This window comes from Nitratireductor sp. StC3 (assembly GCF_003015025.1).
In the GTDB taxonomy this organism is placed as follows: Bacteria; Pseudomonadota; Alphaproteobacteria; order Rhizobiales; family Rhizobiaceae; genus Mangrovimarina; species Mangrovimarina alexandrii.
Genome location: NZ_PYBP01000002.1, coordinates 304,645 through 328,126, shown reverse-complemented (window position 1 = coordinate 328,126; position 23,482 = coordinate 304,645). Strand labels below are relative to the sequence as shown.

General features: G+C 66.4%; 29 protein-coding genes. 12 read left to right on the top strand and 17 right to left on the bottom strand.

What is annotated here, in order from left to right; translation table 11 throughout:
* Positions 1-40: 40 nt before the first annotated feature.
* Entirely contained in the window at positions 41-979 is a 939-nt protein-coding gene (locus tag C7T96_RS06090) for a tyrosine recombinase XerC (RefSeq protein WP_106570284.1), read from the bottom strand.
* A gap of 154 nt (positions 980-1,133) precedes the next feature.
* Between C7T96_RS06090 and rimM the strand changes: the two genes are divergently transcribed.
* Both rimM and trmD read left to right on the top strand, forming a co-directional pair.
* Positions 1,134-1,724, top strand: a complete 591-nt coding sequence (gene rimM, locus C7T96_RS06085; RefSeq protein ID WP_106570283.1) for a ribosome maturation factor RimM — start codon at positions 1,134-1,136, stop codon at positions 1,722-1,724.
* The gene (gene trmD, locus C7T96_RS06080) at positions 1,721-2,422 is read left to right on the top strand and encodes a tRNA (guanosine(37)-N1)-methyltransferase TrmD (protein ID WP_106570282.1); all 702 of its coding nucleotides are present in this window, start codon (positions 1,721-1,723) and stop codon (positions 2,420-2,422) included. Before rimM ends, trmD begins: the two co-directional genes overlap by 4 nt.
* Here trmD and C7T96_RS06075 read toward each other — a convergent pair.
* Positions 2,404-3,159: a sulfite exporter TauE/SafE family protein gene (locus tag C7T96_RS06075; protein WP_106570281.1), complete on the bottom strand. Its 756-nt coding sequence runs from the start codon at positions 3,157-3,159 to the stop codon at positions 2,404-2,406. The genes trmD and C7T96_RS06075 overlap by 19 nt on opposite strands.
* 327 nt (positions 3,160-3,486) lie before the next feature.
* Between C7T96_RS06075 and rplS the strand changes: the two genes are divergently transcribed.
* Complete coding sequence (rplS, locus tag C7T96_RS06070; protein WP_106570280.1) at positions 3,487-3,987, top strand: 50S ribosomal protein L19; 501 nt, start codon at positions 3,487-3,489, stop codon at positions 3,985-3,987.
* A gap of 106 nt (positions 3,988-4,093) precedes the next feature.
* Here rplS and C7T96_RS06065 read toward each other — a convergent pair whose 3' ends face one another.
* From C7T96_RS06065 to ccmA, 6 genes are all read right to left on the bottom strand, one after another.
* Positions 4,094-4,672: a DsbE family thiol:disulfide interchange protein gene (locus tag C7T96_RS06065; RefSeq protein ID WP_106570279.1), complete on the bottom strand. Its 579-nt coding sequence runs from the start codon at positions 4,670-4,672 to the stop codon at positions 4,094-4,096.
* Positions 4,669-4,842 (bottom strand): heme exporter protein CcmD, encoded by a 174-nt coding sequence (gene ccmD / locus C7T96_RS06060; RefSeq protein WP_106570278.1) that lies wholly within the window; start codon positions 4,840-4,842, stop codon positions 4,669-4,671. The genes C7T96_RS06065 and ccmD overlap by 4 nt, the downstream gene beginning before the upstream one ends.
* A complete protein-coding gene (locus C7T96_RS06055; RefSeq protein WP_106570277.1) occupies positions 4,839-5,612 on the bottom strand; it encodes a heme ABC transporter permease in 774 nt (257 codons plus the stop codon). Before C7T96_RS06055 ends, ccmD begins: the two co-directional genes overlap by 4 nt.
* Positions 5,613-5,693: 81 nt before the next feature.
* Positions 5,694-6,110, bottom strand: coding sequence for an ACT domain-containing protein (locus C7T96_RS06050; RefSeq protein WP_106570276.1), 417 nt, complete (start codon positions 6,108-6,110; stop codon positions 5,694-5,696).
* A gap of 6 nt (positions 6,111-6,116) precedes the next feature.
* The gene (gene ccmB / locus C7T96_RS06045) at positions 6,117-6,782 is read right to left on the bottom strand and encodes a heme exporter protein CcmB (protein ID WP_106570275.1); all 666 of its coding nucleotides are present in this window, start codon (positions 6,780-6,782) and stop codon (positions 6,117-6,119) included.
* A gap of 46 nt (positions 6,783-6,828) precedes the next feature.
* Positions 6,829-7,434 (bottom strand): heme ABC exporter ATP-binding protein CcmA, encoded by a 606-nt coding sequence (gene ccmA, locus C7T96_RS06040; protein WP_106570274.1) that lies wholly within the window; start codon positions 7,432-7,434, stop codon positions 6,829-6,831.
* A gap of 274 nt (positions 7,435-7,708) precedes the next feature.
* On the opposite strand from ccmA, the gene acnA reads away from it, so the two are divergent.
* Both acnA and C7T96_RS06030 read left to right on the top strand, forming a co-directional pair.
* Positions 7,709-10,402: an aconitate hydratase AcnA gene (gene acnA, locus C7T96_RS06035; RefSeq protein WP_106570520.1), complete on the top strand. Its 2,694-nt coding sequence runs from the start codon at positions 7,709-7,711 to the stop codon at positions 10,400-10,402.
* Positions 10,403-10,490: 88 nt separating this feature from the next.
* Positions 10,491-10,841 (top strand): VOC family protein, encoded by a 351-nt coding sequence (locus tag C7T96_RS06030; RefSeq protein WP_106570273.1) that lies wholly within the window; start codon positions 10,491-10,493, stop codon positions 10,839-10,841.
* A gap of 12 nt (positions 10,842-10,853) precedes the next feature.
* Here the strand turns inward: C7T96_RS06030 and C7T96_RS06025 are convergent, their stop codons facing one another.
* The gene (locus tag C7T96_RS06025) at positions 10,854-11,519 is read right to left on the bottom strand and encodes a ceramidase domain-containing protein (RefSeq protein ID WP_106570272.1); all 666 of its coding nucleotides are present in this window, start codon (positions 11,517-11,519) and stop codon (positions 10,854-10,856) included.
* Between the two features lie 136 nt (positions 11,520-11,655).
* Between C7T96_RS06025 and C7T96_RS06020 the strand changes: the two genes are divergently transcribed.
* Together C7T96_RS06020 and C7T96_RS06015 are read left to right on the top strand one after the other, a co-directional pair.
* Positions 11,656-12,417 carry a DUF1223 domain-containing protein gene (locus C7T96_RS06020; protein WP_106570271.1) on the top strand — a complete coding sequence of 254 codons (762 nt, stop codon included), beginning with the start codon at positions 11,656-11,658 and terminating at the stop codon, positions 12,415-12,417.
* 399 nt (positions 12,418-12,816) lie between these two features.
* Positions 12,817-13,206 (top strand): DUF2794 domain-containing protein, encoded by a 390-nt coding sequence (locus tag C7T96_RS06015; RefSeq protein ID WP_106570270.1) that lies wholly within the window; start codon positions 12,817-12,819, stop codon positions 13,204-13,206.
* Between the two features lie 34 nt (positions 13,207-13,240).
* Here the strand turns inward: C7T96_RS06015 and C7T96_RS06010 are convergent, their stop codons facing one another.
* The 4 genes from C7T96_RS06010 to C7T96_RS05995 all read right to left on the bottom strand — a co-directional run bounded on the left by C7T96_RS06010 (position 13,241) and on the right by C7T96_RS05995 (position 18,184).
* The gene (locus C7T96_RS06010; protein ID WP_106570269.1) at positions 13,241-13,813 is read right to left on the bottom strand and encodes a GNAT family N-acetyltransferase; all 573 of its coding nucleotides are present in this window, start codon (positions 13,811-13,813) and stop codon (positions 13,241-13,243) included.
* 106 nt (positions 13,814-13,919) lie between these two features.
* Complete coding sequence (locus C7T96_RS06005) at positions 13,920-14,699, bottom strand: Bax inhibitor-1/YccA family protein (protein ID WP_106570268.1); 780 nt, start codon at positions 14,697-14,699, stop codon at positions 13,920-13,922.
* Positions 14,700-14,928: 229 nt separating this feature from the next.
* A complete protein-coding gene (locus tag C7T96_RS06000; RefSeq protein WP_106570267.1) occupies positions 14,929-17,478 on the bottom strand; it encodes an ABC transporter permease in 2,550 nt (849 codons plus the stop codon).
* A gap of 10 nt (positions 17,479-17,488) precedes the next feature.
* Complete coding sequence (locus C7T96_RS05995; protein WP_106570266.1) at positions 17,489-18,184, bottom strand: ABC transporter ATP-binding protein; 696 nt, start codon at positions 18,182-18,184, stop codon at positions 17,489-17,491.
* Between the two features lie 118 nt (positions 18,185-18,302).
* On the opposite strand from C7T96_RS05995, the gene C7T96_RS05990 reads away from it, so the two are divergent.
* Positions 18,303-18,926: an arylesterase gene (locus C7T96_RS05990; RefSeq protein ID WP_238719808.1), complete on the top strand. Its 624-nt coding sequence runs from the start codon at positions 18,303-18,305 to the stop codon at positions 18,924-18,926.
* Between the two features lie 90 nt (positions 18,927-19,016).
* Complete coding sequence (gene thpR / locus C7T96_RS05985; RefSeq protein ID WP_106570519.1) at positions 19,017-19,613, top strand: RNA 2',3'-cyclic phosphodiesterase; 597 nt, start codon at positions 19,017-19,019, stop codon at positions 19,611-19,613.
* Here thpR and C7T96_RS05980 read toward each other — a convergent pair.
* Positions 19,517-20,035 carry a low molecular weight protein-tyrosine-phosphatase gene (locus tag C7T96_RS05980; RefSeq protein ID WP_106570264.1) on the bottom strand — a complete coding sequence of 173 codons (519 nt, stop codon included), beginning with the start codon at positions 20,033-20,035 and terminating at the stop codon, positions 19,517-19,519. The genes thpR and C7T96_RS05980 overlap by 97 nt on opposite strands.
* 50 nt (positions 20,036-20,085) lie before the next feature.
* On the opposite strand from C7T96_RS05980, the gene C7T96_RS05975 reads away from it, so the two are divergent.
* Positions 20,086-20,388: a 4a-hydroxytetrahydrobiopterin dehydratase gene (locus C7T96_RS05975; protein ID WP_106570263.1), complete on the top strand. Its 303-nt coding sequence runs from the start codon at positions 20,086-20,088 to the stop codon at positions 20,386-20,388.
* A 96-nt stretch (positions 20,389-20,484) separates the two neighbouring features.
* Complete coding sequence (locus C7T96_RS05970) at positions 20,485-20,856, top strand: YkvA family protein (RefSeq protein ID WP_106570518.1); 372 nt, start codon at positions 20,485-20,487, stop codon at positions 20,854-20,856.
* A gap of 12 nt (positions 20,857-20,868) precedes the next feature.
* Here C7T96_RS05970 and C7T96_RS05965 read toward each other — a convergent pair whose 3' ends face one another.
* Positions 20,869-21,408 carry a sigma-70 family RNA polymerase sigma factor gene (locus C7T96_RS05965; RefSeq protein ID WP_106570262.1) on the bottom strand — a complete coding sequence of 180 codons (540 nt, stop codon included), beginning with the start codon at positions 21,406-21,408 and terminating at the stop codon, positions 20,869-20,871.
* 393 nt (positions 21,409-21,801) lie between these two features.
* Here C7T96_RS05965 and C7T96_RS05960 point away from each other — a divergent pair, with 393 nt between their 5' ends.
* A complete protein-coding gene (locus C7T96_RS05960; RefSeq protein ID WP_106570261.1) occupies positions 21,802-22,308 on the top strand; it encodes an invasion associated locus B family protein in 507 nt (168 codons plus the stop codon).
* A gap of 69 nt (positions 22,309-22,377) precedes the next feature.
* On the opposite strand, the gene C7T96_RS05955 is transcribed toward C7T96_RS05960, so the two are convergent.
* The gene (locus tag C7T96_RS05955; protein WP_106570260.1) at positions 22,378-22,989 is read right to left on the bottom strand and encodes a TetR family transcriptional regulator; all 612 of its coding nucleotides are present in this window, start codon (positions 22,987-22,989) and stop codon (positions 22,378-22,380) included.
* Positions 22,990-22,992: 3 nt separating this feature from the next.
* Complete coding sequence (locus C7T96_RS05950; RefSeq protein ID WP_106570259.1) at positions 22,993-23,439, bottom strand: PEMT/PEM2 methyltransferase family protein; 447 nt, start codon at positions 23,437-23,439, stop codon at positions 22,993-22,995.
* Positions 23,440-23,482 lie beyond the last annotated feature (43 nt).

Here is a 23,482-nt window from a genome sequence, read left to right as displayed (position 1 = left end):
GTTAAGGCGGAGCCACAAATATGCGGAGTTTGCGCCCCGTTCAGGCGCGCGGATGGGCCTTGCCGTAGACCTCGAGCAGGCGTTCGGTGTCGACGCCGGTATAGATCTGGGTGGTCGACAGGCTGGCGTGGCCGAGCAGTTCCTGAATGGTCCGCAGATCGCCGCCGCGGCCGAGCAGATGGGTGGCGAAGGAATGACGCAGCGCGTGCGGGGTCGCGTCATCGGGCAGGTCGAGCGCGCCGCGCAGCCGGCGCATGGCGCGCTGCACGATCGCGGCGGCCAGCGGACCGCCGCGCGCGCCGCGAAATAGCGGCCGATCGTCGTCGAGCGCGTAGGGGCAGAGCCGACGATAGGCGGCCACCGCCTCGGCGACCACCGGCAAGACCGGTACGAGCCGCTGCTTGCCGCCCTTGCCGGTGATGCGCAGGCTGGTCGGCGGCCGCGCACCGAACTCGCCGCCCATCAGGCCGAGGGCTTCGGAGATGCGCAGGCCGCAGCCGTAAAGAAGCGCCATCACCGCGGCGTCGCGCGCCGCGATCCAGGGTTCTTCGGCAAGCTGGCCGTCGGCCGCCGTCAGCCGGCGGGCCTCGTCGGCCCTCAGCGGTCGGGGCAGCGAGCGCGGCTGTTTCGGCGCCCTGAGTGCGCCGGCGCCGGCGGCGCTGACCAGGCCGCGCCGTTCCAGATGCCTGAGCAGCGAGCGAATGCCGGCCAGGCCGCGGCCGAGGGAGCGGGAGCCCGCGCCCTCGCGGCGCCGCCAGGCCAGAAAGGCGCGCAGATCGGCCGGGCGCAGATCGGCGATATCGGCAAGGCCCGGCGCGCCGCCGCAATGGCCGGTCAAAAACTGCAGGAACTGGCGCGTGTCGCGCTCATAGGCCTCCAGCGTCAGCGGCGCCAGCCGCCTTTCATGTCCAAGCGTGTCCAGCCATTCCGTGCGGGCGGCGACGAGATCGGGCCGGGCGATGACGAGATAGCCGGTCATGCGAGCGAAGCGGGGTTGATCATGGGGGCCGAGTGTCGCCTGTGCGGGTTAGCGCCAGGTGAAGGCGATGCGAATTGAATTGCCGGGCGCTAGCCGATAGGGAAGTGGCCGGGCCGCCGGCGCGGCCTCCTCCAACGGTTCTGGAACAGGCGCGATGGCAAAACCCGACACACCCGTGCAATTGGCCGTGATCGGGGCGGCGCAGGGCATCAAGGGCGCGGTGCGGGTCAAGACCTTCACCGGCGATCCGATGGCGCTCGCCGATTACGGCCCGCTTTACGACGAGGCCGGCCGGCGTTTCGAGATTCTCGATCTACGCCCGCACAATACGATGCTGGTGGCGCGCTTCAAGGGGGTCTCGGACCGGACCGCGGCCGAGGCGCTCAACGGCACGGCCTTGTTCGTGGATCGCGCGGCGCTGCCCGACGATCTGGAGGAGGAGGAATTCTACCACGCCGACCTCGTGGGCCTTGCCGCGGTCGATCGCGAGGGCGCGACGGTCGGCATCGTCAAGGCGGTGCTCAACTATGGCGGCGGCGACATTCTCGACATCACCGCGCCCGGCGGCGGCAGCGTGCTGGTGCCGTTCACCAAGGCGGCGGTGCCGTCGGTCGATCTTGGCGGGCGGGCCGTGGTGCTCGACCCGGTCGCGGCCGGGCTCGACGACGCCGACGCGGGCGGGGACGCGCCCGACGGCCGGACCGGACGGCCGCGCGGGCCGAAAGCGTCGGGAGGCAATCGCTGATGTTCCGCGCCACGGTTCTCACGCTCTATCCGGAAATGTTTCCCGGCGCGCTCGGCCTGTCGCTGGCGGGCAAGGCGCTCGAGCGCGGCGACTGGGCGCTGGAGGCGGTGCAGATCCGCGATTTCGCCAGCGACCGCCACCGCACGATCGACGACACGCCGGCCGGCGGCGGCGCCGGCATGGTGATGCGGCCCGACATACTGGCCAAGGCGATCGATGCCGTCGCGCCGTCGCCCGACGCACGTCCGAAACTGTTGATGAGCCCGCGCGGCCGACCGCTCACCCAGCGGCGGGTGCGCGCGCTGGCGGCCGGTCCCGGCGCGATGATCCTGTGCGGGCGCTTCGAGGGCGTCGACCAGCGCGTGATCGAGGCGCGCGGCCTGGAGGAGGTGTCGATCGGCGACTACATCTTGTCGGGCGGCGAGCCGGCGGCGCTGGTGCTGCTCGACGCCGTGGTGCGGCTGTTGCCCGGCGTGATGGGCAACGCGGCCTCGGGCACGGAGGAAAGTTTCGAGAACGGGCTGCTCGAACATCCGCACTACACCCGGCCGCAAGTCTTCGAAGGGCGGCCGATTCCGCAGGTGTTGACTTCGGGCAATCACGCCAAGATCGCCGCTTGGCGCCGCGGCGAGGCCGAAAGGCTGACGCGCGAACGCCGGCCGGATCTGCTGGCGGGGCCTCAGCCGGTGACGAAATAATAGCCGGCCAGGAACAGACCGACCGCGATCACGAAGGCGCGCACGCTCCATAGCGGCACGCGCCTGGCCGCCCAGACGCCGCCATAGCCGCCCAGCGCCACGCCGGGCACCATGAAGGCGACCTCGAGCCAGGAGACCACGCCGCCGGAGACGAAAACCGCGATCGCCACGATGGCGATGATGATCGACAGCATGTTCTTCAGCGCGTTGAGGCGGTGGTAGTCGCCGTTTTCGGTCAGGCCGAGCGTGGCAAGCATCATGATGCCCATGCCGGCGCCGAAGAACCCGCCATAGATCGCGGTGACGAACTGGACCAGCCAGCCTTTCGGCGAGCCGGCGCGCGCCTCAGCGCCGTCGCCGCGCGGTTTCGGCTTCAGCCACGGTCCGGCGGCGAACAGCGCGGTGGCGGCGATCAGCAGCCACGGCACGAGGGCACGGAAGGAGGGGTTGTCCAGCGACAACAGGATCAGCGCGCCGGCCAGGCCGCCGACGGCCGAAACGGCGCAGAAGACCAACGCGCCGCGCCACATTCGGCGGATATCGCTCCAATAGGCGAGCGTGGAGGTGACGTAGCCCGGAAACTGGGCGATCGAGGAGGTGGCGTTGGCCGAGATCGGGGCGACCCCGGCAAGCGTCAGCGCGCCGAAGGTCAGGAAGGTGCCGCCGCCGGCGACGGCGTTGATCGCACCCGACAGGAAGCCGGCCAGGAAGAGCAGAAGGGCGGAGAAAATGTCCAAGATGCGGTCCGGGAAGGTTGGAGTACGGTGTGGCGGTGTTAGGCGGTGATGCCTCGCGAGGCAAGAGTGTGCACCGGCCTGGCGACGGGCGAACCGCGTTGCCGCGCCGATCCGGCGAGAAAACGCGCTTCGGCAGGTGACAAACCGGCGGGAAGCGTGTATGTGCCCGCCGACCGGAGGAACGATCTTCCGGACCCGTCAACAAGAACGGTGAATTCGCCCCTGCCGCCGCGCCTTTCGGCGCGAAAGCATTGCCGCCCGGTCACAGGACTGCGGGGCAAGCGCCGGGCGCTCTGGCTGTCGAGAACAAGGAAGAGGTTTGAGACGATGGACATCATCCGTCAGCTCGAGGCCGAGCAGGCCGCGAAGATCGAAGAAAAGCGCACACTGCCGCAATTCGAGCCCGGCGACACGGTGCGCGTCCAGGTGCGCGTCACCGAGGGCACCCGCACCCGCGTGCAGGCCTATGAAGGCGTGTGCATCGCGCGTTCGGGATCGGGGCTGCAGGAGAATTTCACCGTCCGCAAAATCTCCTACGGCGAAGGCGTGGAGCGTGTCTTCCCGGTCTATTCGCCGATGGTCGAGGGTGTGGAGATCGTACGCCGCGGCAAGGTGCGCCGCGCCAAGCTCTATTATCTGCGCGAGCGTCGCGGCAAGTCGGCCCGCATCACGGAAAACACCAGCGTGCGCGCGCGCAAGCTGAACGAAAACGATCGCCAGGCCATGCTGGCCGAAAAGGCGCGGATCGAGGCTGAAAAGGTCGCCGCCGCCGAGGCGCTTGCCGCCGAGAAGGCCGCCGCCGAAGCTGCCGAAAAGAGCGGCGAATAGAAACGGAGCATCGCTCCTGATCGGAAAGGCGGCCTCGGGCCGCCTTTTTTGATGGCGATGGCGCCTGCGGATCAGCCGGTTGCGGCGGTGTTGCGACGCAGCGCGGCTATTGCGCGGCGAGTGCCTTCTCGATCGCGGGGATGAGATCGCCGGTCAGGCTTTGCGGGCTGAGCGGGCCGACATGTTTGAAGCGGATGGTGCCGTCCGGTCCGACCACGAAGGTCTCGGGAACGCCGTAGACGCCCCAGTTGATCGCCGTGCGGCCGGTGCTGTCGGCGCCCACGGCGGCATAGGGGTTGCCAAGCTCGCCGAGGAAGCGGCGCGCGTTCTCCGCCTCGTCCTTATAATTCAGCCCGGCGACGGTGATCCGGTCGTCGCGGGAGAGCTGCATCAGCAGCGGATGTTCCTGGCGGCAGGGCGCGCACCAGGACGCCCACACATTGACCACCGTCACGCGGCCGGGGAAATCCGCGCTCGACAGGCCGGGCATGTCGGTTCCCTCGATCGGCGGCAGGTCGGTCTCGGGCGCCGGCGCGCCGATCAGTGCGGAAGGGATGGTCGCGCCGTCGCGGCCCGACAGAAGCTGGAGCAGAAAAAGCCCGGCCAGCGCGGCGAACAGCGCCAAGGGCACGAACACCATCCAGCGCCGATTGCTGCGTGGCGGCGTGACGGAACCGGTGCTCATGAGGCCGTGTCCTTGATCTTGGCGTCGGACCGGCGGCGCACGCCTTGTGCCTCCAGCGCGGCCAATTCGGCCTTGCGGGCGCGCTGGTCGAACAGCGTCCAGACGACCAGACCGCCGATCGCAAGCGCGGACAGCCCGTAGGCGGCGGCGACGTAGAGCGCGTGGGTCATGCTTTGCCCCCTTGCGCGCGGTCGGCGCGGCGGGCGCTGACGCGGCGCATGGCAACGACACGACGGCGCCAGACCTCGACGCGCATGGCCATCAGATGCAGGGTGAAGAACAGCAGGGTGAAGCCGGCGGCGGATACCAGGAGCGGCCACAGCAGGCTGGCATGGATGGTCGGCCCGTCGAGCCGGAAGACGGAGGCCGGCTGGTGCAGCGTGTTCCACCAGTCGACGGAGAATTTGATGATCGGGATGTTGATGGCGCCGACAAGCGTGACGATCGCGGCGGCGCGCGCCGAGCGGGTCGGATCGTCGAGCGCGCGGGTAAGCGCGATCAGGCCGAGATACATCAAAAACAGCACGAAGACCGAGGTCAGCCGCGCGTCCCAGACCCACCAGGTGCCCCACATCGGCTTGCCCCAGATCGAGCCGGTCAAAAGCGCCAAGGCTGTGAAGACGGCGCCGATCGGCGCGGCCGCCTTCAAGGCGACATCGGCGAGCGGATGGCGCCACACAAGCGTGCCGAGCGCGGAAATGGCCATCACCGAGTAGCACATCATGGCCAGCCAGGCGAAGGGCACATGGATGTACATGATCCTGACCGTGCTGCCCTGCTGGTAGTCTTCCGGCGCGGTGAACCCGAGATAAAGCCCGAGCGCGATCGTGAGCGCCGCCAGGCCGGCCAGCCACGGGATGACGGCGCCGGCAAAGGCGAGAAAACGCGTCGGATTGGCCAGATCCATCCAGCGCGCGGGAGAGATCGCGGTTTGGCTCATGGTCTTGTCAATACCTCCACTCGGCGGCCTCTGCAATCGACGGCGATCAAGGCGGCGTGATCGCGCCGGGCCGATCTGCCATCAATCCGGGCCGCCGCGCGCCTTCGCGGCGATCGCGTGCAAGATCGCCATCGCCTCGTCGGCGCGGTCGGCGGGCACGAAGAGATGATCGTGAAAATAGGCCGAAACCGTGTTCACGCCGATGCCGGCGGCGGCCAGAGGCGGCAGCAGAGCACGTAAAAAGCCGACCGCCTCGAGCGCGGAATGGATCTCCAGCGTAATCATTTTGCAGGCAAAAACCGGCTCGAGGCCGCATTCGAGCGCCTGGTTGCGGGGCAGGATCAGCGTGACGCCCTCGGCTTCATCGAAACGCAGAACCGGCTTGAGGCCGGCCGGCTCCGGTTTTCCCGGCGCGATCGTTACGAAGGCGAGAAGCGCGTCATGCAGCCTTGGCGCCATCGTGGCGAGCAGCGTTTGAAGGTCGGTTTCGCCCGGCATGGCGCGTCAATCCGTCGCCCATCGCAAGGCGGTGGCGGCCGCAACGGGGCCGATCACCGCGAAAAACAGCGTTAGTGCCAGCATGAGCAGGAAAGGCGGCAAAAACGGGTCGGGATCGGCGACGGCGGCGTAGCTGGCCGAGACGCCGAAGATCAGGACGGGGATCATCAGCGGCAGCACCAGCACGGAAACCAGCAGCCCGCCGCGCGGCAGGCTGATGGCGACGGCGGCGCCGGTGGCGCCGATGAAGGCGATCGCCGGCGTGCCGAAGAGAAGCGTCAGCGTGGTCGCGCCGATGCCGGTCGTGGACATGTTCATGAACAGGCCGAGCAAAGGCGCGGCCACGACCAGCGGCAGGATGCTCGCGGTCCAGTGGGCCAGGCATTTGACGAACACGGCCAGGGCCAGCATTTGCCGGTCGCGGTTGAGCACCATCAGATCGAGCGCGCCGTCGTCGCGGTCGGCCTGGAAAAGCCGGTCGAGGCCGAGCAGGCCGGCCAAAAGCGCGCCGATCCACAGGATCGCCGGGCCGATGCGGGCGAGCAGATTCAAATCCGGGCCGACGCCGAAAGGAATGACGGCGACGACGGCGAGGAAGAACAAAATGCCGACCAGCGCGCCGCCGCCGGCGCGGATGCCGAGCCTGAGATCGCGGAGATAAAGGGCTAGCATGACGCGCCTTCCCCTCGCGCCGGCCAAACGAGGTGCCGCATCCGGGTTACGCGCCCCCCATCCGCAGTTGCTGCGCCTTTTCCAACGCGAGCGGCAGGTGGGTCGCGGCGACGATCATGCCGCCATCCTCGCAATGGGCGGCCATCAATTCGGCGAACTGGGCCTCCGAGGCACGGTCGAGACCGGCCGTCGGCTCGTCGAGCAGCCAGACCGGGCGGTAGGCGACCAGCAGGCGGGCGATGGCGATGCGCCGGCGCTGGCCGGTCGACAGATAACCGAACGGCAGATGGCCGATATCGGCAAGGCCGACCATGTCGAGTGCGTCGGCGAGCGGCAGATGCGCCTCGCCGAGGAAGTCGCGCCAGAAGGCAAGGTTCTCGGTGACCGTCAACGCCGTCTTCATCGCGTTCTGGTGGCCGAGATAATGACATGCCGAGGCGATATCCGACCATTTGTCGCCGCCGCCCTCCAGCGCCAGGCGGCCCGCCGCCAGCGGCAGCAGGCCGGCCACGGTGCGCAGCAGGGTCGACTTGCCGATGCCGTTCGGCCCGGTGACGACCAGTGTCTCGCCGACCTCGAGCGTGAATCCGATGCCGGAAAAAACGGTTTCGCCACCGCGTTCTCCGGCAAGGTCTTCGGCGACCAGACGCATTTTTCCCTGCCATTTCCCCGGTGCCCGGCCGGTAACGCGGTGCGGCAAAATTCCCCGCCCCCAGACTGGAAACCTGTTTAGAAATTCTCTAAGAGATCGGCAACCGTGCCAGCGGTCGACACGGTAACCAATTTGCGCCGAACCGGCGTCCGCCGCCTTGAACGGACGTGACGCCTGGGAGCGGACAGCGGAAATGGCCGTACCCGCACCTTTGCGCAGCATGCCACAGGAGTCCGTTCCCGCTTTGGCCGAACAGACCAGGATGGGATCGCACGTGTCTAAATCTCTCGACAGTTTCAATTGCCGCCGCACGCTCAAGGTCGGCGACAAGGACTATGTCTATTTCAGCCTGACCGAGGCCGAGAAAAACGGACTTGACGGTATTTCGCGTCTGCCCTTCTCGATGAAGGTGCTTTTGGAAAACCTGTTGCGCAACGAGGACGGCCGTTCCGTCACCAAGGCAGATATCGAAGCCGTGAAGTCCTGGCTCGACGACAAGGGCGGGGCCGGTCACGAGATCGCCTATCGCCCGGCGCGCGTTCTGATGCAGGATTTCACCGGCGTGCCGGCGGTGGTCGACCTTGCCGCCATGCGCGACGGTATCAAGGCGCTCGGCGGCGACCCGCAGAAGATCAATCCGCTGGTGCCGGTCGATCTCGTCATCGACCATTCGGTGATCGTCGACGAGTTCGGCAACCCGAACGCGTTCGCGCGCAATGTTGAGCTGGAATACAAGCGCAACGGCGAGCGCTATCGCTTCTTGAAATGGGGTCAGCAGGCGTTCGAGAACTTCCGCGTCGTGCCGCCCGGCACCGGCATCTGCCATCAGGTCAATCTCGAATATCTCGGCCAGACCGTGTGGACCAAGGACGAGAACGGCGAGACGGTGGCCTATCCCGACACCTGCGTGGGCACGGATTCGCACACCACGATGATCAACGGTCTGGGCGTGCTCGGCTGGGGTGTGGGCGGCATCGAGGCCGAGGCGGCCATGCTCGGCCAGCCGATCTCCATGCTGCTGCCGGAAGTCGTCGGCTTCAAACTGACCGGCAAGCTGAAGGAAGGCGTGACGGCCACCGACCTGGTGCTGACCGTCGTGCAGATGCTGCGCAAGAAGGGCGTGGTTGGCAAGTTCGTCGAATTCTTCGGCGACGGCCTCGACGATCTCACGCTCGCCGACGCGGCGACGATCGGCAATATGGGTCCCGAATACGGCGCGACCTGCGGTTTCTTCCCGGTCGATTCGGAAACGCTGAACTATCTCAACGTATCCGGCCGCACCAAGGAACGCATCGCGCTGGTCGAAGCCTACAGCAAGGCGCAGGGCATGTTCCGCGAGACCGGCAGCGCGGATCCGGTCTTCACCGATACGCTGGAGCTCGACCTCGGCGCGGTCGTGCCATCGATGGCCGGACCGAAGCGTCCGGAGGGCCGCATTCCCCTCGAGGGCATCGCCGCGGGCTTCGAGGAAGCGTTGGTTTCGGAGTACAAGAAGGACGCTTCCGAGAAGGACAAGCGCTGGCAGGTCGAGGGCCAGGACTACGATCTCGGCCACGGCGACGTCGCGATTGCGGCGATCACCTCGTGCACCAACACGTCGAACCCGTCGGTGCTGATCGGAGCCGGCCTCCTGGCGCGCAACGCCAACCGGCTCGGTCTCAAGCAGAAGCCGTGGGTGAAGACCTCGCTGGCGCCCGGCAGCCAGGTGGTGGCCGAATATCTGGAAAAATCCGGCCTGCAGACCGAGCTCGACCAGATCGGTTTCAATCTGGTCGGCTTCGGCTGCACCACCTGTATCGGCAATTCGGGCCCGCTGCCCGGCCCGGTCTCCAAGACCATCAACGACAAGGGGCTGATCGCGGCCGGCGTGCTGTCGGGCAACCGCAATTTCGAGGGTCGGATTTCGCCCGACGTCCAGGCCAACTATCTGGCCTCGCCGCCGCTGGTGGTCGCCTACGCGCTCGCCGGGTCCGTGACCATCGACCTGACCAAGGAGCCGATCGGCCAGGACAAGGACGGCAAGGACGTGTTCCTGAAGGATATTTGGCCGTCCAACCAGGAGATCCAGAGCTTCATCCAGAAGCACGTCACGCGCGACCTGTTCGAGCAGAAATATGCGGAGGTCTTTACCGGCGACGACAATTGGCGCGCCGTCGAGGCGCCGCAGTCCGAAACCTATGCCTGGGACGAGAACTCGACCTATGTGCAGAACCCGCCTTATTTCGCCGGCATGTCGAAGACGATCGGCGATATCAGCGACATCAAGGGTGCGCGCGTGCTCGGCCTGTTCGGCGACAAGATCACCACCGACCACATCTCGCCCGCCGGCTCCATCAAGGCCCAGTCGCCGGCCGGCAAATATCTGATGGATAACGGCGTCGAGGTGATGGACTTCAACCAGTACGGCACCCGGCGCGGCAATCACGAGGTGATGATGCGCGGCACCTTCGCCAATATCCGCATCCGCAACTTCATGCTGGGCGAAAACGGCCGCGAGGGCGGTTACACGATCCACTATCCCTCCAAGGAGGAGATGTCGATCTACGACGCGGCGATGCGCTACAAGCAGGAAGGCGTGCCGCTGGTGATCTTCGCAGGCGTCGAATACGGCAACGGCTCGTCGCGCGACTGGGCGGCCAAGGGCACCAACCTGCTCGGCGTGCGCGCGGTGATCGCCCAATCCTTCGAGCGCATCCACCGTTCGAACCTGGTCGGGATGGGCGTGATTCCGTTCGTGCTGGAGGACGGCGTCTCCTGGGCCTCGCTCGGCCTGAAGGGCGACGAGACCGTCACCATCGAGGGACTGGAGACGATCAAGCCGCGCCAGAAGGTGACCGCCAAGGTGACCTATGCCGACGGTTCGCAGAAGGACGTGCCGATCCTGTGCCGGATCGATACGCTGGACGAGCTCGACTACTTCAAGAACGGCGGCATCCTGCAATATGTGCTGCGGGACCTGGCGGCCTGACGCCGCAGGCAATCCGAAGAAGACCAAACGCCTCCCCCGCCTCGCGCCGGGGAGGCGTTTTCACGAACAGACCGGCCGGGAGCCTGCCATGAAGGTGAAACGGATCGTCGCCAATATCGCCACGCCGGACGTCGCCGCCGCCGGCCGCTTCTACCGCGACGCGCTGGGTCTCGCGCTTTTGATGGATCACGGCTGGATCGCGACCTATGGCGCGCCGCAGGAGGCGCGCGTGCAGGTGAGCTTCGCGTCGGAGGGCGGTTCCGGCACGCCGGTGCCCGATCTGTCGATCGAGGTCGACGATGTCGAGGCGGCGCTCGAACGGCTGACCGCCGCCGGGTTCGAGCCCGAATACGGACCGGTCGACGAGCCCTGGGGCGTGCGCCGATTTTATGTGCGCGATCCGTTCGGGCGCCTCGTCAACATCCTGGCCCACCGCTGAGGGCGGCTGTCGTCAGCGCCGGTTTCCGGCAAAACGCGTCGTCGCGGCCAGAAGCACACCCAGCATCAGGCCGTTCAGCGTGTGCCACAGGAAATGCGTGCCGATCGGCAGGGCCGAACAGATATCGGGATCGATGGCGCGAAACGTCGCCGAGACGACGAAAAGTGCCGCGGCGGCGAGATTGTAGCGCCCGGCGGGATGGCCGCGGGCGACAAGCAGCGCGCCGAAGAACACGAGCGCCAGCAGTGCCGGCAGATAACCCAGCGTGCCGTTGGTGGCCGCGTTCAGACGATCGGGCACCAACCAGGTGACGAGGCCGGCTACGGCATAGAACGCGACCAGGGCCAAAAGCGACCATGCCAGCGGCAGGCGCAGGAAGCGGCGCAGATTGTAGAGCGTGTAGGCGAGCACGAAAGTGGCGATCGGCACGATGTCGGCCCAGATGGTGAGGCGGTTGGCGAAGCTGTGAAACAGGCCAGAGCCGATGCCGATCGCGATGACCCACCAGCACAGGACGGTCGCGAAGCGGCCGGCGTCGTGCCGGCGCGCCTCGCGCAGGCCCCAAATGCCGGCCGCGACGAAAGCGAGATTGGTCAGCGCGTTCAGCGGTTCGGCCCACAGATGCGGCCCGGTGCGTTCGCAATAGATGTCGATCGGATCGAAAAACGTGTTGGTCATGCCCCAGCCTTTTCACCGCATCGACAGCGGCAAAGGGTCACCGCAACGTGACTTCCTGTTGAACTTGCCGCCGGCCTAGTCTTCAACAGTTGGGTAGTCGCGCTTTCGTGCCGACGCAAGACGATCGGATACCGGAATGGATCTCTATCGCGGGTTGAGGGTGGCGTTTGCCGCCGCCGCGCTTCTCGGCTCGGCCGTGGCGGCCGGCAGCGGGGACCAGGCACGGCCGCGCGGCGTCGTCGAGCTTTTCACCAGCCAGGGCTGCAATTCCTGCCCCAAGGCCGATGCCTATCTCGGCGAACTGGCGCGCCGCGGGGACGTCGTGGCGCTGGCCTATCATGTCGATTACTGGGATTATCTCGGTTGGCGCGACACGATGGCGACGGCGGAAAATACCGGGCGCCAAAGCGAATATGCGCGCGCGCTCGGCGAACGTTCGGTCTATACGCCCCAGGCGGTCGTCAACGGCCGGGTCCACATGAACGGCGCCAGTCGGGGCAAGGTCGAGAAGGCGCTGGCCGCGCTCGAGGTTGCCGGCAAGGGACTGACGGTCGACCTGACCCTGTCCGAAGGGCCCGAAAGCGTGATCATCGAGGCGGGTGCCGCGCCGGGCCCCGCGCAGAAGGCAAACCTGCTGCTCGTTTTCTTCGACCCGGTCACTCCGGTCGAGATCAAACAAGGCGAAAACGCCGGCAAGACGGTCACCTACTGGAACGCGGTTTCCGGCATCCAGTCCGTCGGCATGTGGAGCGGGCAGGAAATCCGCGTCGAGATCCCGGCGAGCGAACTCAAGAAACGCGGTGCGGCGGGTTGCGCGGTGCTGCTACAGGCGCTCGACAAGGACGGCAATCCCGGAGCGATCCTCGGCGCGGCGATCCTCGACACGCCGCAAGGCTGACGCTCGCTCGCCTGCCGCCGCGGTCCTGGCGGCTGGCTTCGGCGGGGATGGTTTTTGAAGAGATTGCCGCCTGAGGTTGGTTCGGCCCAGCGAAGACACCGTGGGCGGGGGGCTTGGGGTTACAGTGGCAGCGCCAGACCGAACCGTCTCAGGCAACGAGGAGATGTTCGTCATCTATTGGGGCCGGAAACGGGACAATTCGCGGCAGGAATGTGGCGGCCAATCACCAATTTAGACACCGTGTTCCCGAACGTGACCGCAGCCGCCTCGCCGATTGTCGCGCGCCTGGCCGCCGGGCCGAGCAAGTGCTTGATGATGCGCGATTTTGCCCGAAGGCTTGCAATTCCCCCATGAAAGGGCGACCCTTTTGTCGCGAAACTGTCATGGAGGGATGTCGCGATGGTCGAACGCGCCGGTTCCGCGGAGGATACGGACGGTTCCGCTATCCTGATCCCGCTTCACGAGGCGAGGCGGGATCGCAAGAAGGAAGGCCCCGTCACTTTCGAGCGACGCGAACTCGACCAGATCCTGAAATTGTACGGCCGCATGGTCGCAGCCAATGAGTGGCGCGACTACGCGATCGATCACCTTGCCGACCGGGCGGTGTTTTCGGTCTTTCGGCGCGCCAGCGAGGTGCCGCTTTTCCAGATCGTGAAAAATCCGAAACTGGCGCGCAAGCAGGGCGCCTACTCGGTGGTCGCCGCGACCGGGCTGATCATGAAACGGGGCCACGAGCTGACGCGCGTGCTCGGCGTTTTCGACAAGCAACTCAGCCTGGTCGAAGCCTGAGCGCGCCTGCCGGGCAGGGACCGTCGTGGTCGCTTCACAGCCCGTGGCGGAAATTGCGCTCGGGCAGCGAGGCCGGATCGGGCGGCGCGTCGGTGTCCTCGTTGAGCGCCAATTGCATGAAGATGGTGTCGAGCCAGCGCTCGTGCTTGAAGCCGGAGCCTAAGAGCTGTCCGACATGGCGAAAGCCGAGCGCCTCGTGCAGCTTGACCGAACCGAGATTGCGGGCGCCGTCTCCGATCACCGCCGCCATTTGGCGAAAGCCGCATGCGGTCGCCTCCTCGATCAGGCGCGCAAGCAGCAGGCGGCCGAGCCCGCGCCCCTGCGCGGACGGGGCGAGATAGATCGAATCCTCGACCATGAAGCGGTAGGCGCGCCGCGGGCGAAACGGTCCGGCATAGGCGTAGCCGACGATGGAACCGTCGCCGGTGCGGGCGACGAGATAGGGGTATCCGAGTTCGCTGACGGCTTTGAAGCGGGCCGTCATTTCCGCTTCGCCCGGTGGCTCGAGCTCGTAGCTCGCCGTGCCGTTCACCACCGCGTCGGCATAGATTGCGGTTATGGCGGGGATATCGGCGACGGTGGCGGGTCTGATGGCGATGTCGGGCATGGATCACGCGCTGTCGGACGAAGGGTCGGAAAATGAAGCAGACGCCCGGGCAAAAGAAAAGGGCGGCCGCCGGGCCGCCCTCGCTCTGGTGCCTGTTCGGCCCGGACTATTCGCGGTTGCCCAGGAACTGAAGCAGGAACATGAACAGGTTGATGAAGTCGAGGTAAAGCCGCAGCGCACCCATGATCGACTTGCGGCCGGCCACTTCGGCGCCATCGCCCTCGTAGTACATCTCCTTGATCTGCTGGGTGTCGTAGGCGGTCAGCCCGGAGAAGATCAGCACGCCGATCACCGAGATGGCGAACTGCAACGCGGACGAGCCCAGGAAGATGTTGACGATCATGGCGATGATCAGGCCGAACAGGCCCATCACCAGGAACGAACCCATCGCCGACAGGTCGCGCTTGGTCGTGTACCCGTAGAGCGACAGCCCGCCGAAGGCGGTGGCGGTGATGAAGAAGGTGCGCACGATGCTCTCGGACGTGAACACCAAGAACACCGTCGACAGCGACAAGCCGACAAGGGCCGCATAGACCCAGAAGGTGGTCTGTGCCGCGGCGACGCTCATCTTGTGAATGCGGAAGCTTAGAAAGAAGACGAGCCCAAGCGGGGCCAGCATGACCACCCATTTCAGCGGCGATGCCCAGACGGTGGCTCCGAGTTGGGTCAGATAAAGACCGTCCTTGACCTGAGCGACGCCGGCGGACGGATCGCCAGTCGTGGCAAGGCCAAAAAATCCCCAGGCGGCGAGCCCGGTGATCGCAAGGCCGAGCGCCATCAGGTTGTACACCTTCAACATATAGGCGCGCAGCCCCTCGTCTATGTCCGCGCCGGCGCGGGCGGGCGCCGATGCGACATGCGCATTGTAGTTGCGAAGGTCAGCCATGTTTTCCTCTTAACTGCTCATGTCTCGTCCGGTGTCGGGCGGGGCCCTATGGCCATACGCCCAGGCGCCGCTGGCGAGACTCCAGCATGCCTGGGGGGAATATGATAATTCTTGAGGCCAAGAACAAGCCCCGTTCGCCGCGCCCGGGCGTCGCACGGGCGCGGTTTTGCAACTTTTGGCGCCTGTCGGGCGACACGGTTCACCAATGGTTAGCGCCGGCTGCCGCCCCCTAGAGGTTTCTCAATACCGGCGCGGCCTTGTGGCCGAGCACCCGCCAAGTGCCGATCAGGCCGAAACCGACCGTCAGCACGAGCGCGATCAAGACCGTCGACAATGCGATCTCGGGCATGAAGGCGGCCGGCAGATCCATGATCTGCGACAACACGTACCAGGCCGCCGAGCCGCCGGCGGCGAGCGCGAAGGCCGCCGTCGACAGGCCGATCAGCCCGTATTCCAGCGAAAAGGCGGTCATCAGGGTGCCGCGGGTGGCGCCGAGCGTCTTCAGCACCACCGCGTCGTGGATGCGCGCGCGGTTGCCGGCGGCGAGCGCGCCCGAAAGCACCAGCACCGAAGCGATCAGCGCCACGGCGGCCGCGCCCCGGATCGCGGTGGCGAGCTGGCCGACCAGACGGTTGACGATGTCGAGCGCGTCCTTCACCCGCACGGTGGTGACGGTGGGAAAGGCCCGGGTGACGGCGTTGAGGATGCGGGCCTCGTCCTCGGCGGTGGTATCCGGGGTTGTCAGCGTCGCCAGCCATGCGTGCGGGGCGCCGGCGAACGTGTTGGGCGAAAACACCATGACGAAGTTGATCGCCAGCGATTCCCATTCGACATTGCGGAAATTGGCGATCCTGGCGGTGATGTTGCGGCCGAGCACGTTGACGGTGACGGTGTCACCCAGTTTCAGGCCGAGCTCGCGCCCCTCTTCGGCCGCAAACGACACAAGCGGTTCGCCGGCGTGGTCGGGGCCCCACCAGTCGCCTTCGGCGAGTGTCGAGTTCTCGGGAATGTTCCTGGCATAGGTAATGCCGCGGTCGCCGCGCAGCACCCAGCGGCCTTCCGGCGGCACCTCGATCTTCTGCACGTCGACGCCGTTGAACTCCATGATACGGCCGCGCAGCATCGGCACGCGGACCAGCTTGCCGTCGCCGGCCTGGGTCTGCACCAGCTCGGCGAAGGCGTCGACCTCGGTGTTCTGAATGTCGACGAAGAAGAAATTCGGCGCCCTTTCGGGAAGATTGCCGGCGATCTGGCGGCGCAGATTGCCGTCGATCAGCGCCAGCGCGACCAGAAGCGTGAGTCCGAGGCCGAGCGCCAGCACGACCGACGGCGTCAGGGCGCCGGGGCGATGGATGTTTCCGATCGCCAGCCGCAGCGCCGTCGAGCGCACGCGCGGGCTGCGCCGGGCGAGCGCCTGTACCAGCATGGCGACGAGACGCAGAACGATGAAGGTGACGATCGTGGCGCCGACGAACAAGGCGGCGAGGAAACGGTCGGTCGAATACCACACGGCCAGACCCGCCAGGACGGCGCTTATCGTCAGCGTGGCGGCCAGATAGGCCGGGGCCGGCAGTCCGCGTGCCTCGAATCCCATCTCGCGGAACAGCGCCGTGGCCGGCACGGCGCGGGCGCGCCCGAGCGGCAGCAGCGCGAAAGCGAGTGTGACCAGCAGGCCGAACAGCGCCGCGATCGCCAAAGCGTCCGGATAGACCGCCGCCTCGGTGGGAACCGGCAGCACGGTGGCGAGCGCGGCGCCGGCGACGAACGGTACCGCGGCGGCGAGGACCAGGCCGACGGCGATGCCGAGCGCGGCGATGATCATGATCTGCACGAGATAGACGGAAAACACGAGGCCGCCCGACGCGCCGAGGCTTTTCAGCGTCGCGATCACGCCGCGCTTGCCGTCGAGATAGGCGCGCACCGCATTGGCCACGCCGACCCCGCCGACCACAAGCGCGGTCAGGCCGACAAGGGTCAGGAACTGCGAAAACCGGGTGATGTTGGACGATAGCGCCGGCGCGGCGTTGGCCCGCGAGCGGATGCTCCAGCCGGCTTCGGGGAAGGTCTCGCGCGCCTGCGCGGCCAGCGCCTGGATGCCGGCCTCGTCGGTCGCGGCCGGCAGGCGCAGCTTGTAGGCGTGCTCGACCAGGCTGCCGGGCTGCATCAGCCCCGAGGCCGCCAGGCCCTCGAGCGAGATCATCAGCCGCGGCGCGAAGCCGAAGCCGTCTGAGACCAGGTCGGGTTCGGTGTCGATGATGGCGCGCAGCTCGAATTCTATGTTGCCGAGCTTCAGCCGCGCCCCCGGTTCAAGCGCCAGCCGTTCGAACAACAGCGACGGAGCGGCGGCGCCGTAGACACCGTCACGAGGCGAAAACAGCGCCTCGTGGTCGCGCTGCGGGCTGGTCTCCAGCGCACCGTAGAGCGGGTAGAGGTCATCGACCGCCTTGACCTCGACCAGCGTCTGGTCGGAGCCGTCGGGCAGGCGTGCCATCGACCGCATCTTGGCGCTGGCGGCAAGGGTGCCGCGTCCTTCGAGGAATGCGCGCTCCTGCGGCGTCGTCTGGCGATGAACCAGCTCGAAGCGGATGTCGCCGCCCAGAAGCACCTGGCCTTCATTGGCGACGCCCGCGGTGATGGCCCGCGCCAGCGAGTTGACACCGCCGATCGCGGCGACGCCGAGCGCGATGCAGGCGAGAAAGATCATGAAACCGGACAGGCCGCCGCGCATCTCGCGCAACGAAAAGCGGGTGGCGAGGCGCAGGGTGCGGGCAAGGCTCATCGGGACCACCTCAGGCGGAGACGGCGTGGGCGGGCGCCGGCTCGATGCGGCCGGAGCGCATGGCCACCTGCCTGTCGCAGCGCCCGGCGAGCGCGGGGTCGTGCGTGACCAGGAGAAGGGTCATGCCGCGCTCGGCCGCCTCGGCGAACAGGAGATCGGCGATCTGGCGGCCGGTCGCCTGGTCGAGATTGCCGGTCGGCTCGTCGGCGATCAGGATCTTTGGATGCGGCGCCAGGGCGCGGGCGATCGCCACGCGCTGCTGTTCGCCGCCCGACAATTCGCCCGGATAATGCGTAACGCGGTCCTTCAGTCCGACCGCTTCGAGTTCCGCCGCGGCGCGGTCGAACGGGTCGTCATGGCCGGCAAGTTCGAGCGGCACGGCGACGTTTTCGAGCGCGGTCATGTTGGGGATCAGGTGAAAGGACTGGAAGACGATGCCGATATTGCGGCCGCGAAAGGCGGCGATATCGTCCTCGCTGCGGCCTACCAGCGCTTCGCCGGCGATCGTGACGGCGCCCGCATCGACGCTTTCGAGCCCGGCGATGACCATCAAAAGGGTCGACTTGCCCGACCCCGACGGCCCGACGATGCCGGCGCGCTCGCCGGCCGCGATCTCCAGGTCCACGCCCTTGAGCACGTGAACGGACGACGCGCCGCGCCCCAGCGTGAGCGACACGTTCTTCAGTTCGATAACCGCTTTGGTCACGGAAAAACCATCCTATATGGTGAAGCGACGAGGTGAAATCCCAAGGCGCGCCCGACAGGTCGCGTCCGGCTCATATGGGAAATACGGTATGGGTTTCAAAGCAAGCTTACGCGCATTCATGTTCGGTGGATTGGCCGTGCTTGTCCAGTTTGGCGTTGCGGCGGCCTCCACAAGCATTGTCGGCCTCGGCGATAGCCTGATGGCGGGCTATGAGCTGGCGCCGGGAGAATCCTTTCCCGAACGGCTCGAAGCCGCGCTCCGCGAAAAGGGTTACAATGTAGCGGTGACGAATGCCGGGGTTTCCGGCGACACGACCAGCGGCGGCCTGGCGCGGCTCGACTGGTCGGTTCCCGACGACACCGATCTGGTGGTTCTCGAGCTCGGCGCAAACGACATGCTGCGCGGCCTGCCGCCGGCCACCACCGAGGACAATCTCGACACGATGATCGCCCGCCTCAAGGAGCGCGGCGTCGAGGTCGTGCTGGCCGGCATGCTGGCCGCGCCCAATCTGGGGGCGGACTTCTCCGACGCGTTCAACGCCATCTTTCCCCGTCTGGCCGAAAAGCACGACATCGCGCTGATCCCGTTCTTCATGGACGGGGTGGCGGCTGATGGCGGGCTGCTTTTGGCCGACGGCATGCACCCCAACGCCGAAGGGGTGGAGCGGATGGTGGAAAACGCCCTGCCGGTGGTCGAGGAGACGCTCGGCACGCTGAAGGCCGGCGCTGCCGATCACGACTGACGCGAAATCGGTCCTGCGCCGGCGCGGGGCTTGCCGGCGCGGCAAAACGATGATTCGCTGAGGGTCGAAGAGCGATTCGAGGAGGTAGCCATGCCGCGACTTTTCACCGCCCTCGAGATACCGCGCGATGCGAGCCTGTCGCTCTCCCTGCTGCGCGGCGGCCTGCCCGGCGCGCGCTGGATCGACGTCGAAAACTACCACATCACCCTGCGCTTCATCGGCGACGTGCCTGGACGGGTCGCGGACGACATCGTCAACGGCCTCGACCGGGTACGGCGGCCGGGATTCCAGATCAACCTATCCGGCGTGGGGACGTTCGGCTCGAAGAAACCGCACGCGTTGTGGGCCGGCGTGGCGCCCTCGCCCGAACTTTTCGCGCTACAGTCGGAGATCGATCGCATATGCCTGCGCCACGGGGCAGCGCCCGATCCGCGCAAATTCACCCCGCACGTGACACTGGCGCGGCTGCGCAACGCGGCCCCGCACGAACTTGCGGCCTATCTTTCGGGGCGCGGGAACTTCGCCACCGCACCGTTCAGGGTCGCCCGTTTCGTGCTGATGTCGTCGCGCGATTCGGTCGGCGGGGGGCCTTATCTGGTGGAGGAGGCCTGGCCCCTGTCCGGCCCATCCCAGGGGGCGGCGAGCTTTTCGGCCAGGGCCTCGGATGCCGCGCGGATCATGCGGTAGACCGTTTCGAAACCGTCGGCGCCGCCGTAATAGGGATCGGGCACGTCGCGGGCCTCGCCGAGCGCGAAGTCCATCAAAAGGTGGATCCGGTCTAACCGGCCGCCACCCGCCCGCGCCTTCAGCTCGGCCCGGTTGCTCCGGTCCATGGCAAGCACAAGGTCGAAGCGTGCGAAATCCCCGTCCGCGATCCGCCGGGCGCGCTGCGCCGTCAGGTCGATGCCGTGCCGCGCGGCGATCTCGACCGAGCGCGGATCGGGCGGCGAACCGGCATGCCAGCCGCCCGTGCCGGCCGAATCGACCAGAAAACGCCCGGCCGCCCCGCGGTTTTGAAGCACATGGCGGAAGACGCCTTCGGCCAGCGGCGAACGGCAGATATTGCCGAGACAGACGAAGAGGACGGACTGGCGGGGCTGCGAAGTCATGACATGTGCGTTATCATGAAAACCGGCGGCCTGGAGAATGGGATTTGGCGATGAAGCGTGAAAAACTCGACGAGACGGCCGTGGCCGAGGCGCTTGCCGGCCTGGACGGCTGGCAACGGGCCGCGGACCGAGAGGCGATCACCAAACGCTTCGTGTTCGGGAATTTCAACGAAGCCTTCGGCTTCATGGCGCGGGTCGCGCTGGCGGCGGAAAAGATGGACCACCATCCCGACTGGTCGAACGTCTACAAGACGGTCGATATCGCGCTGTCGACGCACGATGCGGGCGGGCTGACCGCGCTCGACGTGGCGCTTGCCAAGGCGATCGAGGCCTGCGCGGGCAAACGCGCCTGAAATCATCATCGTGCAGGCGGTTGGCCGGTTTCCGGACAGCGGGCCGACTTGCATGGGAACGCGAACGGCACCACATTTGCGACCATGGACAAGATGATGGACGACGACCGCATCGCCGAAGTGCTGGACCCCGTGAGCGAGGCCGAGAACGCCAGGCGCAGGCAGCGCGTGCGCGACAATCTGCGCCGCACCGTGCGGCGCGCAGCCCGACAGATCCCGTTCATGGACGAGGTGATCGCGGCCTATTATTGCGCGCTCGACGACAAGACCCCGACACGCGTGCGCGGGGTGCTTCTTGCCGCGCTCGCCTATTTCGTGCTGCCGCTCGACACGATCCCCGATTTCCTGGTCGGGTTCGGCTTTACCGATGATATCGCTGTGCTGACGGCCGCGTTGACGGCGATCCGCGGCCATATCACGCCGGCCCACCGCAAGGCGGCACGGGACTTTCTCGACGAACAGGACTGACCGGTCGGCTTTTCAGCCGTCGGCGTCGACCCTCGGATCTGCTTCCAGCGCCCGTCGCAAGCGCGCGAAAGCCAGACGGATGCGCGATTTCACCGTGCCGAGCGGAAGCCCGGTACTGTCGGCGATCTGGCTGTGGGTGAGCCCGTTGAAAAACGCCAGCCTGACCAGGTCGGCCTGCTCGTCGGGCAGGTCGGCCAAAGCGAGGCGGACGCGCTCGTCGCGCTGGCGCGCGTCGAGCCCGTCATCGGGCGCCTCGGCGGCGTCGGGCCAGAAGAACGGGTCGTGCGGGTCGATCAGGTGTGAGCGGTCGCGGCGCAGCCCGTCGATGCGGCGATTGCGGGCGACGCGAAACAGCCAGGTCGCCAGCGACGATTTGGCCGGATCGAAAAGATGCGCCTTGTGCCACATCACCGCCATCACTTCCTGGGTCAGGTCCTCGGCGGCGCCGGCTTCCATGCCCTGTTTTTGCAAAAAGCCGTTGATGCGCGGAGCAAAATGATCGAACAGGGCCGCGAAGGCGTCCCGGTCGCGGCCGGACACCACGCGCGCCATCAGGTGCGCATGCCGTAATTGCGGCGCAGGTTGGTTTTCGCGCAAGCTGCTCCCCGTTTACGCCCTTCGGGCGACGGCCGCCCGCCATGACCCTACGGGCGCGGCTGCTGCGGCGCAATACGGCCTTGGGCGCGTGTTGCGGGATGCGCCCCGGCGGACGCTGCTGGCTGACAAACTGTTGCCGTTTTCCTGCGCTCTTTGCCTCAATCATAGTGTTTCGGCGCAAAATATGCCGTGAGCGCGGCTGTGCCGGAACCGGCGGAAGCGGACGCATTATCGTCGGTCGGATTCACTCTTTGGTAACTCCGATTAATTAAAATTAAGGCGAGTGCGGCCCGGAAAGGGCGCCCGGCAACGGGTTGAACAGGCCAAACACAGGAAAATGGTATCGACATGCGTGCACTGATTTCGTTCCTCGCGGGAGCAGCCGCCATTGTGATGGTGGCAGGACCGGCCGGAGCGCAGACCGCGACGAAGGTGGGACAGCACAATGCCTGGGGGACCTACTCCTACCAGTCGGGAAGCGGAAAGGTCTGCTATGTGCTGTCCGTGCCGACCGACAAGCAGCCCTCCTCGCTCGATCATGGCGACATCTTCTTTTTCGTGAGCCAGAAGCCGGGGCAGAACATCGCCTACGAACCGCAATTCATCGCGTCCTATAATTTCAAGGAAAACTCGAAAGTGTTGGTGAAGGTGGGCGACCGCTCCTTCTCGCTGTTCACCAAGGGCAAGTCGGCCTGGCTGGAAAACGCCGCGGAAGAACCGCAGCTCGTGGCCGCGATGAAGGCCGGTGCCGAAATGTCGGTGCAGGCGGTGTCCGGACGCGGAAACGACACCAATTACGCCTTTTCGCTGCGCGGTATCACCGCGGCGCTGCAATCGATCTCGAGCTGCAAATAAGGGCGTCGCTCGAACGCGGGTTCTCGTGAAACGGATCGCTTCGACCGGTCCGGACCACGGCGCGACGATTCAGTCGGCCTTCCTGTGCAGATGGGCCATGCCGGCCAGGATCAACCCGGCGATCTCGGCGACGCGGCCGGGCGTGTCGGTATCGTAAAACCGCATGATCTGGCCGGGATCGCGAAAGCGCGCCGTCATCGCCTCGACGAGATTTGCCGCTTCGCCCGGTTCGCGGCCGCCCAAAAGCCCGTTTTCGCCACAACGCTGCATAATCGCCTCAAGCTGGGCGTGCATGCGGTTCAAATGGCGCTCGACGATCGACATATTGGCCTTGCCGAGCGCGAGATAGGCGCGAAACAGGTCCGGGTCCTCGGCATAGCGGGCGCGCTTCAACTCGTATTGGCGTACGATGAAGCGCAGCAACTGCTCGGCCGGCGGCTGCCGCGAGGCGGCGATGTCGGCGAGTTCCCGCTCGATTTCCGCGAACCAGCGCTCGCCGACGGCTTCGAGCAGATCGCGCTTGCTACGAAAGAAGCGGTAGGCATTGGATTGCGACATGCCGCATTCGGCGGCGATATCCGACACGGTGAGCTTTTTCGGTCCGTGCGCCCTGATGTGATGCTCGGCTGCCTCGAGCAGTTTTTTTCGGACGGCGGCGATGTCGGTTTTCGGTCTCGGCAAATATCAGATCCATCTGCGGGTCCGACGCCGGTAATCGCGATAGGCCTCGCCGAAGACCGACTGGGCGATCCGTTCTTCGTAACGGATATACCAGAGGTCGGTGACGAGAACGAAGGCGGCCACCAGCGCGAAATTGATCGGCGTGTTCAGCTTGATCGCAAAGCCCAACAACGCCAGCGCGAAACCGAGATACATCGGATTTCGGCTCATGGAATAAAGTCCGTCGGTTATCAGCCTATCCGGCCGGTGAAAGGTGTGGATATTCGTCCCGGCATGACGAAACCGCCGCGCACCGGCAAAGGCCAGCGCCAGACCCAGAGCGACCAGGGGCAAGCCGAGATAATAATTGACCGGCGGCGGTATCATTCCGCCGCCGGGCAGGCCGCGATAGGCCGCGATCATGGCAACGGCGGTCAGCACAAGCAGGATGGGCGGTATCAGCCATTTCATCGCATCTCTCCAACGCCAGCGAGGATCGCTCAATTCATACCAG

Bases quoted from the DNA above. Each gene is read 5' to 3' on its own strand.
- C7T96_RS06000 (WP_106570267.1), bottom strand. From the start codon at position 17,478: ATGAGCCTTGCCCGCACCCTGCGCCTCGCCACCCGCTTTTCGTTGCGC.
- C7T96_RS06010 (WP_106570269.1), bottom strand. From the start codon at position 13,813: ATGCCCGACATCGCCATCAGACCCGCCACCGTCGCCGATATCCCCGCC.
- C7T96_RS05980 (WP_106570264.1), bottom strand. From the start codon at position 20,035: ATGACTTCGCAGCCCCGCCAGTCCGTCCTCTTCGTCTGTCTCGGCAAT.
- rimM (WP_106570283.1), top strand. From the start codon at position 1,134: ATGGCAAAACCCGACACACCCGTGCAATTGGCCGTGATCGGGGCGGCG.
- rplS (WP_106570280.1), top strand. From the start codon at position 3,487: ATGGACATCATCCGTCAGCTCGAGGCCGAGCAGGCCGCGAAGATCGAA.
- C7T96_RS06025 (WP_106570272.1), bottom strand. From the start codon at position 11,519: ATGACCAACACGTTTTTCGATCCGATCGACATCTATTGCGAACGCACC.
- C7T96_RS05975 (WP_106570263.1), top strand. From the start codon at position 20,086: ATGAAGCGTGAAAAACTCGACGAGACGGCCGTGGCCGAGGCGCTTGCC.
- C7T96_RS06005 (WP_106570268.1), bottom strand. From the start codon at position 14,699: ATGGCTGACCTTCGCAACTACAATGCGCATGTCGCATCGGCGCCCGCC.
- C7T96_RS06020 (WP_106570271.1), top strand. From the start codon at position 11,656: ATGGATCTCTATCGCGGGTTGAGGGTGGCGTTTGCCGCCGCCGCGCTT.
- C7T96_RS06055 (WP_106570277.1), bottom strand. From the start codon at position 5,612: ATGAGCCAAACCGCGATCTCTCCCGCGCGCTGGATGGATCTGGCCAAT.
- ccmB (WP_106570275.1), bottom strand. From the start codon at position 6,782: ATGCTAGCCCTTTATCTCCGCGATCTCAGGCTCGGCATCCGCGCCGGC.
- thpR (WP_106570519.1), top strand. From the start codon at position 19,017: ATGCCGCGACTTTTCACCGCCCTCGAGATACCGCGCGATGCGAGCCTG.
- C7T96_RS06065 (WP_106570279.1), bottom strand. From the start codon at position 4,672: ATGAGCACCGGTTCCGTCACGCCGCCACGCAGCAATCGGCGCTGGATG.
- C7T96_RS05950 (WP_106570259.1), bottom strand. From the start codon at position 23,439: ATGAAATGGCTGATACCGCCCATCCTGCTTGTGCTGACCGCCGTTGCC.
- C7T96_RS05960 (WP_106570261.1), top strand. From the start codon at position 21,802: ATGCGTGCACTGATTTCGTTCCTCGCGGGAGCAGCCGCCATTGTGATG.
- C7T96_RS06050 (WP_106570276.1), bottom strand. From the start codon at position 6,110: ATGCCGGGCGAAACCGACCTTCAAACGCTGCTCGCCACGATGGCGCCA.
- C7T96_RS05990 (WP_238719808.1), top strand. From the start codon at position 18,303: ATGTTCGGTGGATTGGCCGTGCTTGTCCAGTTTGGCGTTGCGGCGGCC.
- C7T96_RS06015 (WP_106570270.1), top strand. From the start codon at position 12,817: ATGGTCGAACGCGCCGGTTCCGCGGAGGATACGGACGGTTCCGCTATC.
- C7T96_RS06090 (WP_106570284.1), bottom strand. From the start codon at position 979: ATGACCGGCTATCTCGTCATCGCCCGGCCCGATCTCGTCGCCGCCCGC.
- C7T96_RS05970 (WP_106570518.1), top strand. From the start codon at position 20,485: ATGGACGACGACCGCATCGCCGAAGTGCTGGACCCCGTGAGCGAGGCC.
- C7T96_RS05965 (WP_106570262.1), bottom strand. From the start codon at position 21,408: ATGGCGCGCGTGGTGTCCGGCCGCGACCGGGACGCCTTCGCGGCCCTG.
- C7T96_RS06030 (WP_106570273.1), top strand. From the start codon at position 10,491: ATGAAGGTGAAACGGATCGTCGCCAATATCGCCACGCCGGACGTCGCC.
- ccmA (WP_106570274.1), bottom strand. From the start codon at position 7,434: ATGCGTCTGGTCGCCGAAGACCTTGCCGGAGAACGCGGTGGCGAAACC.
- ccmD (WP_106570278.1), bottom strand. From the start codon at position 4,842: ATGACCCACGCGCTCTACGTCGCCGCCGCCTACGGGCTGTCCGCGCTT.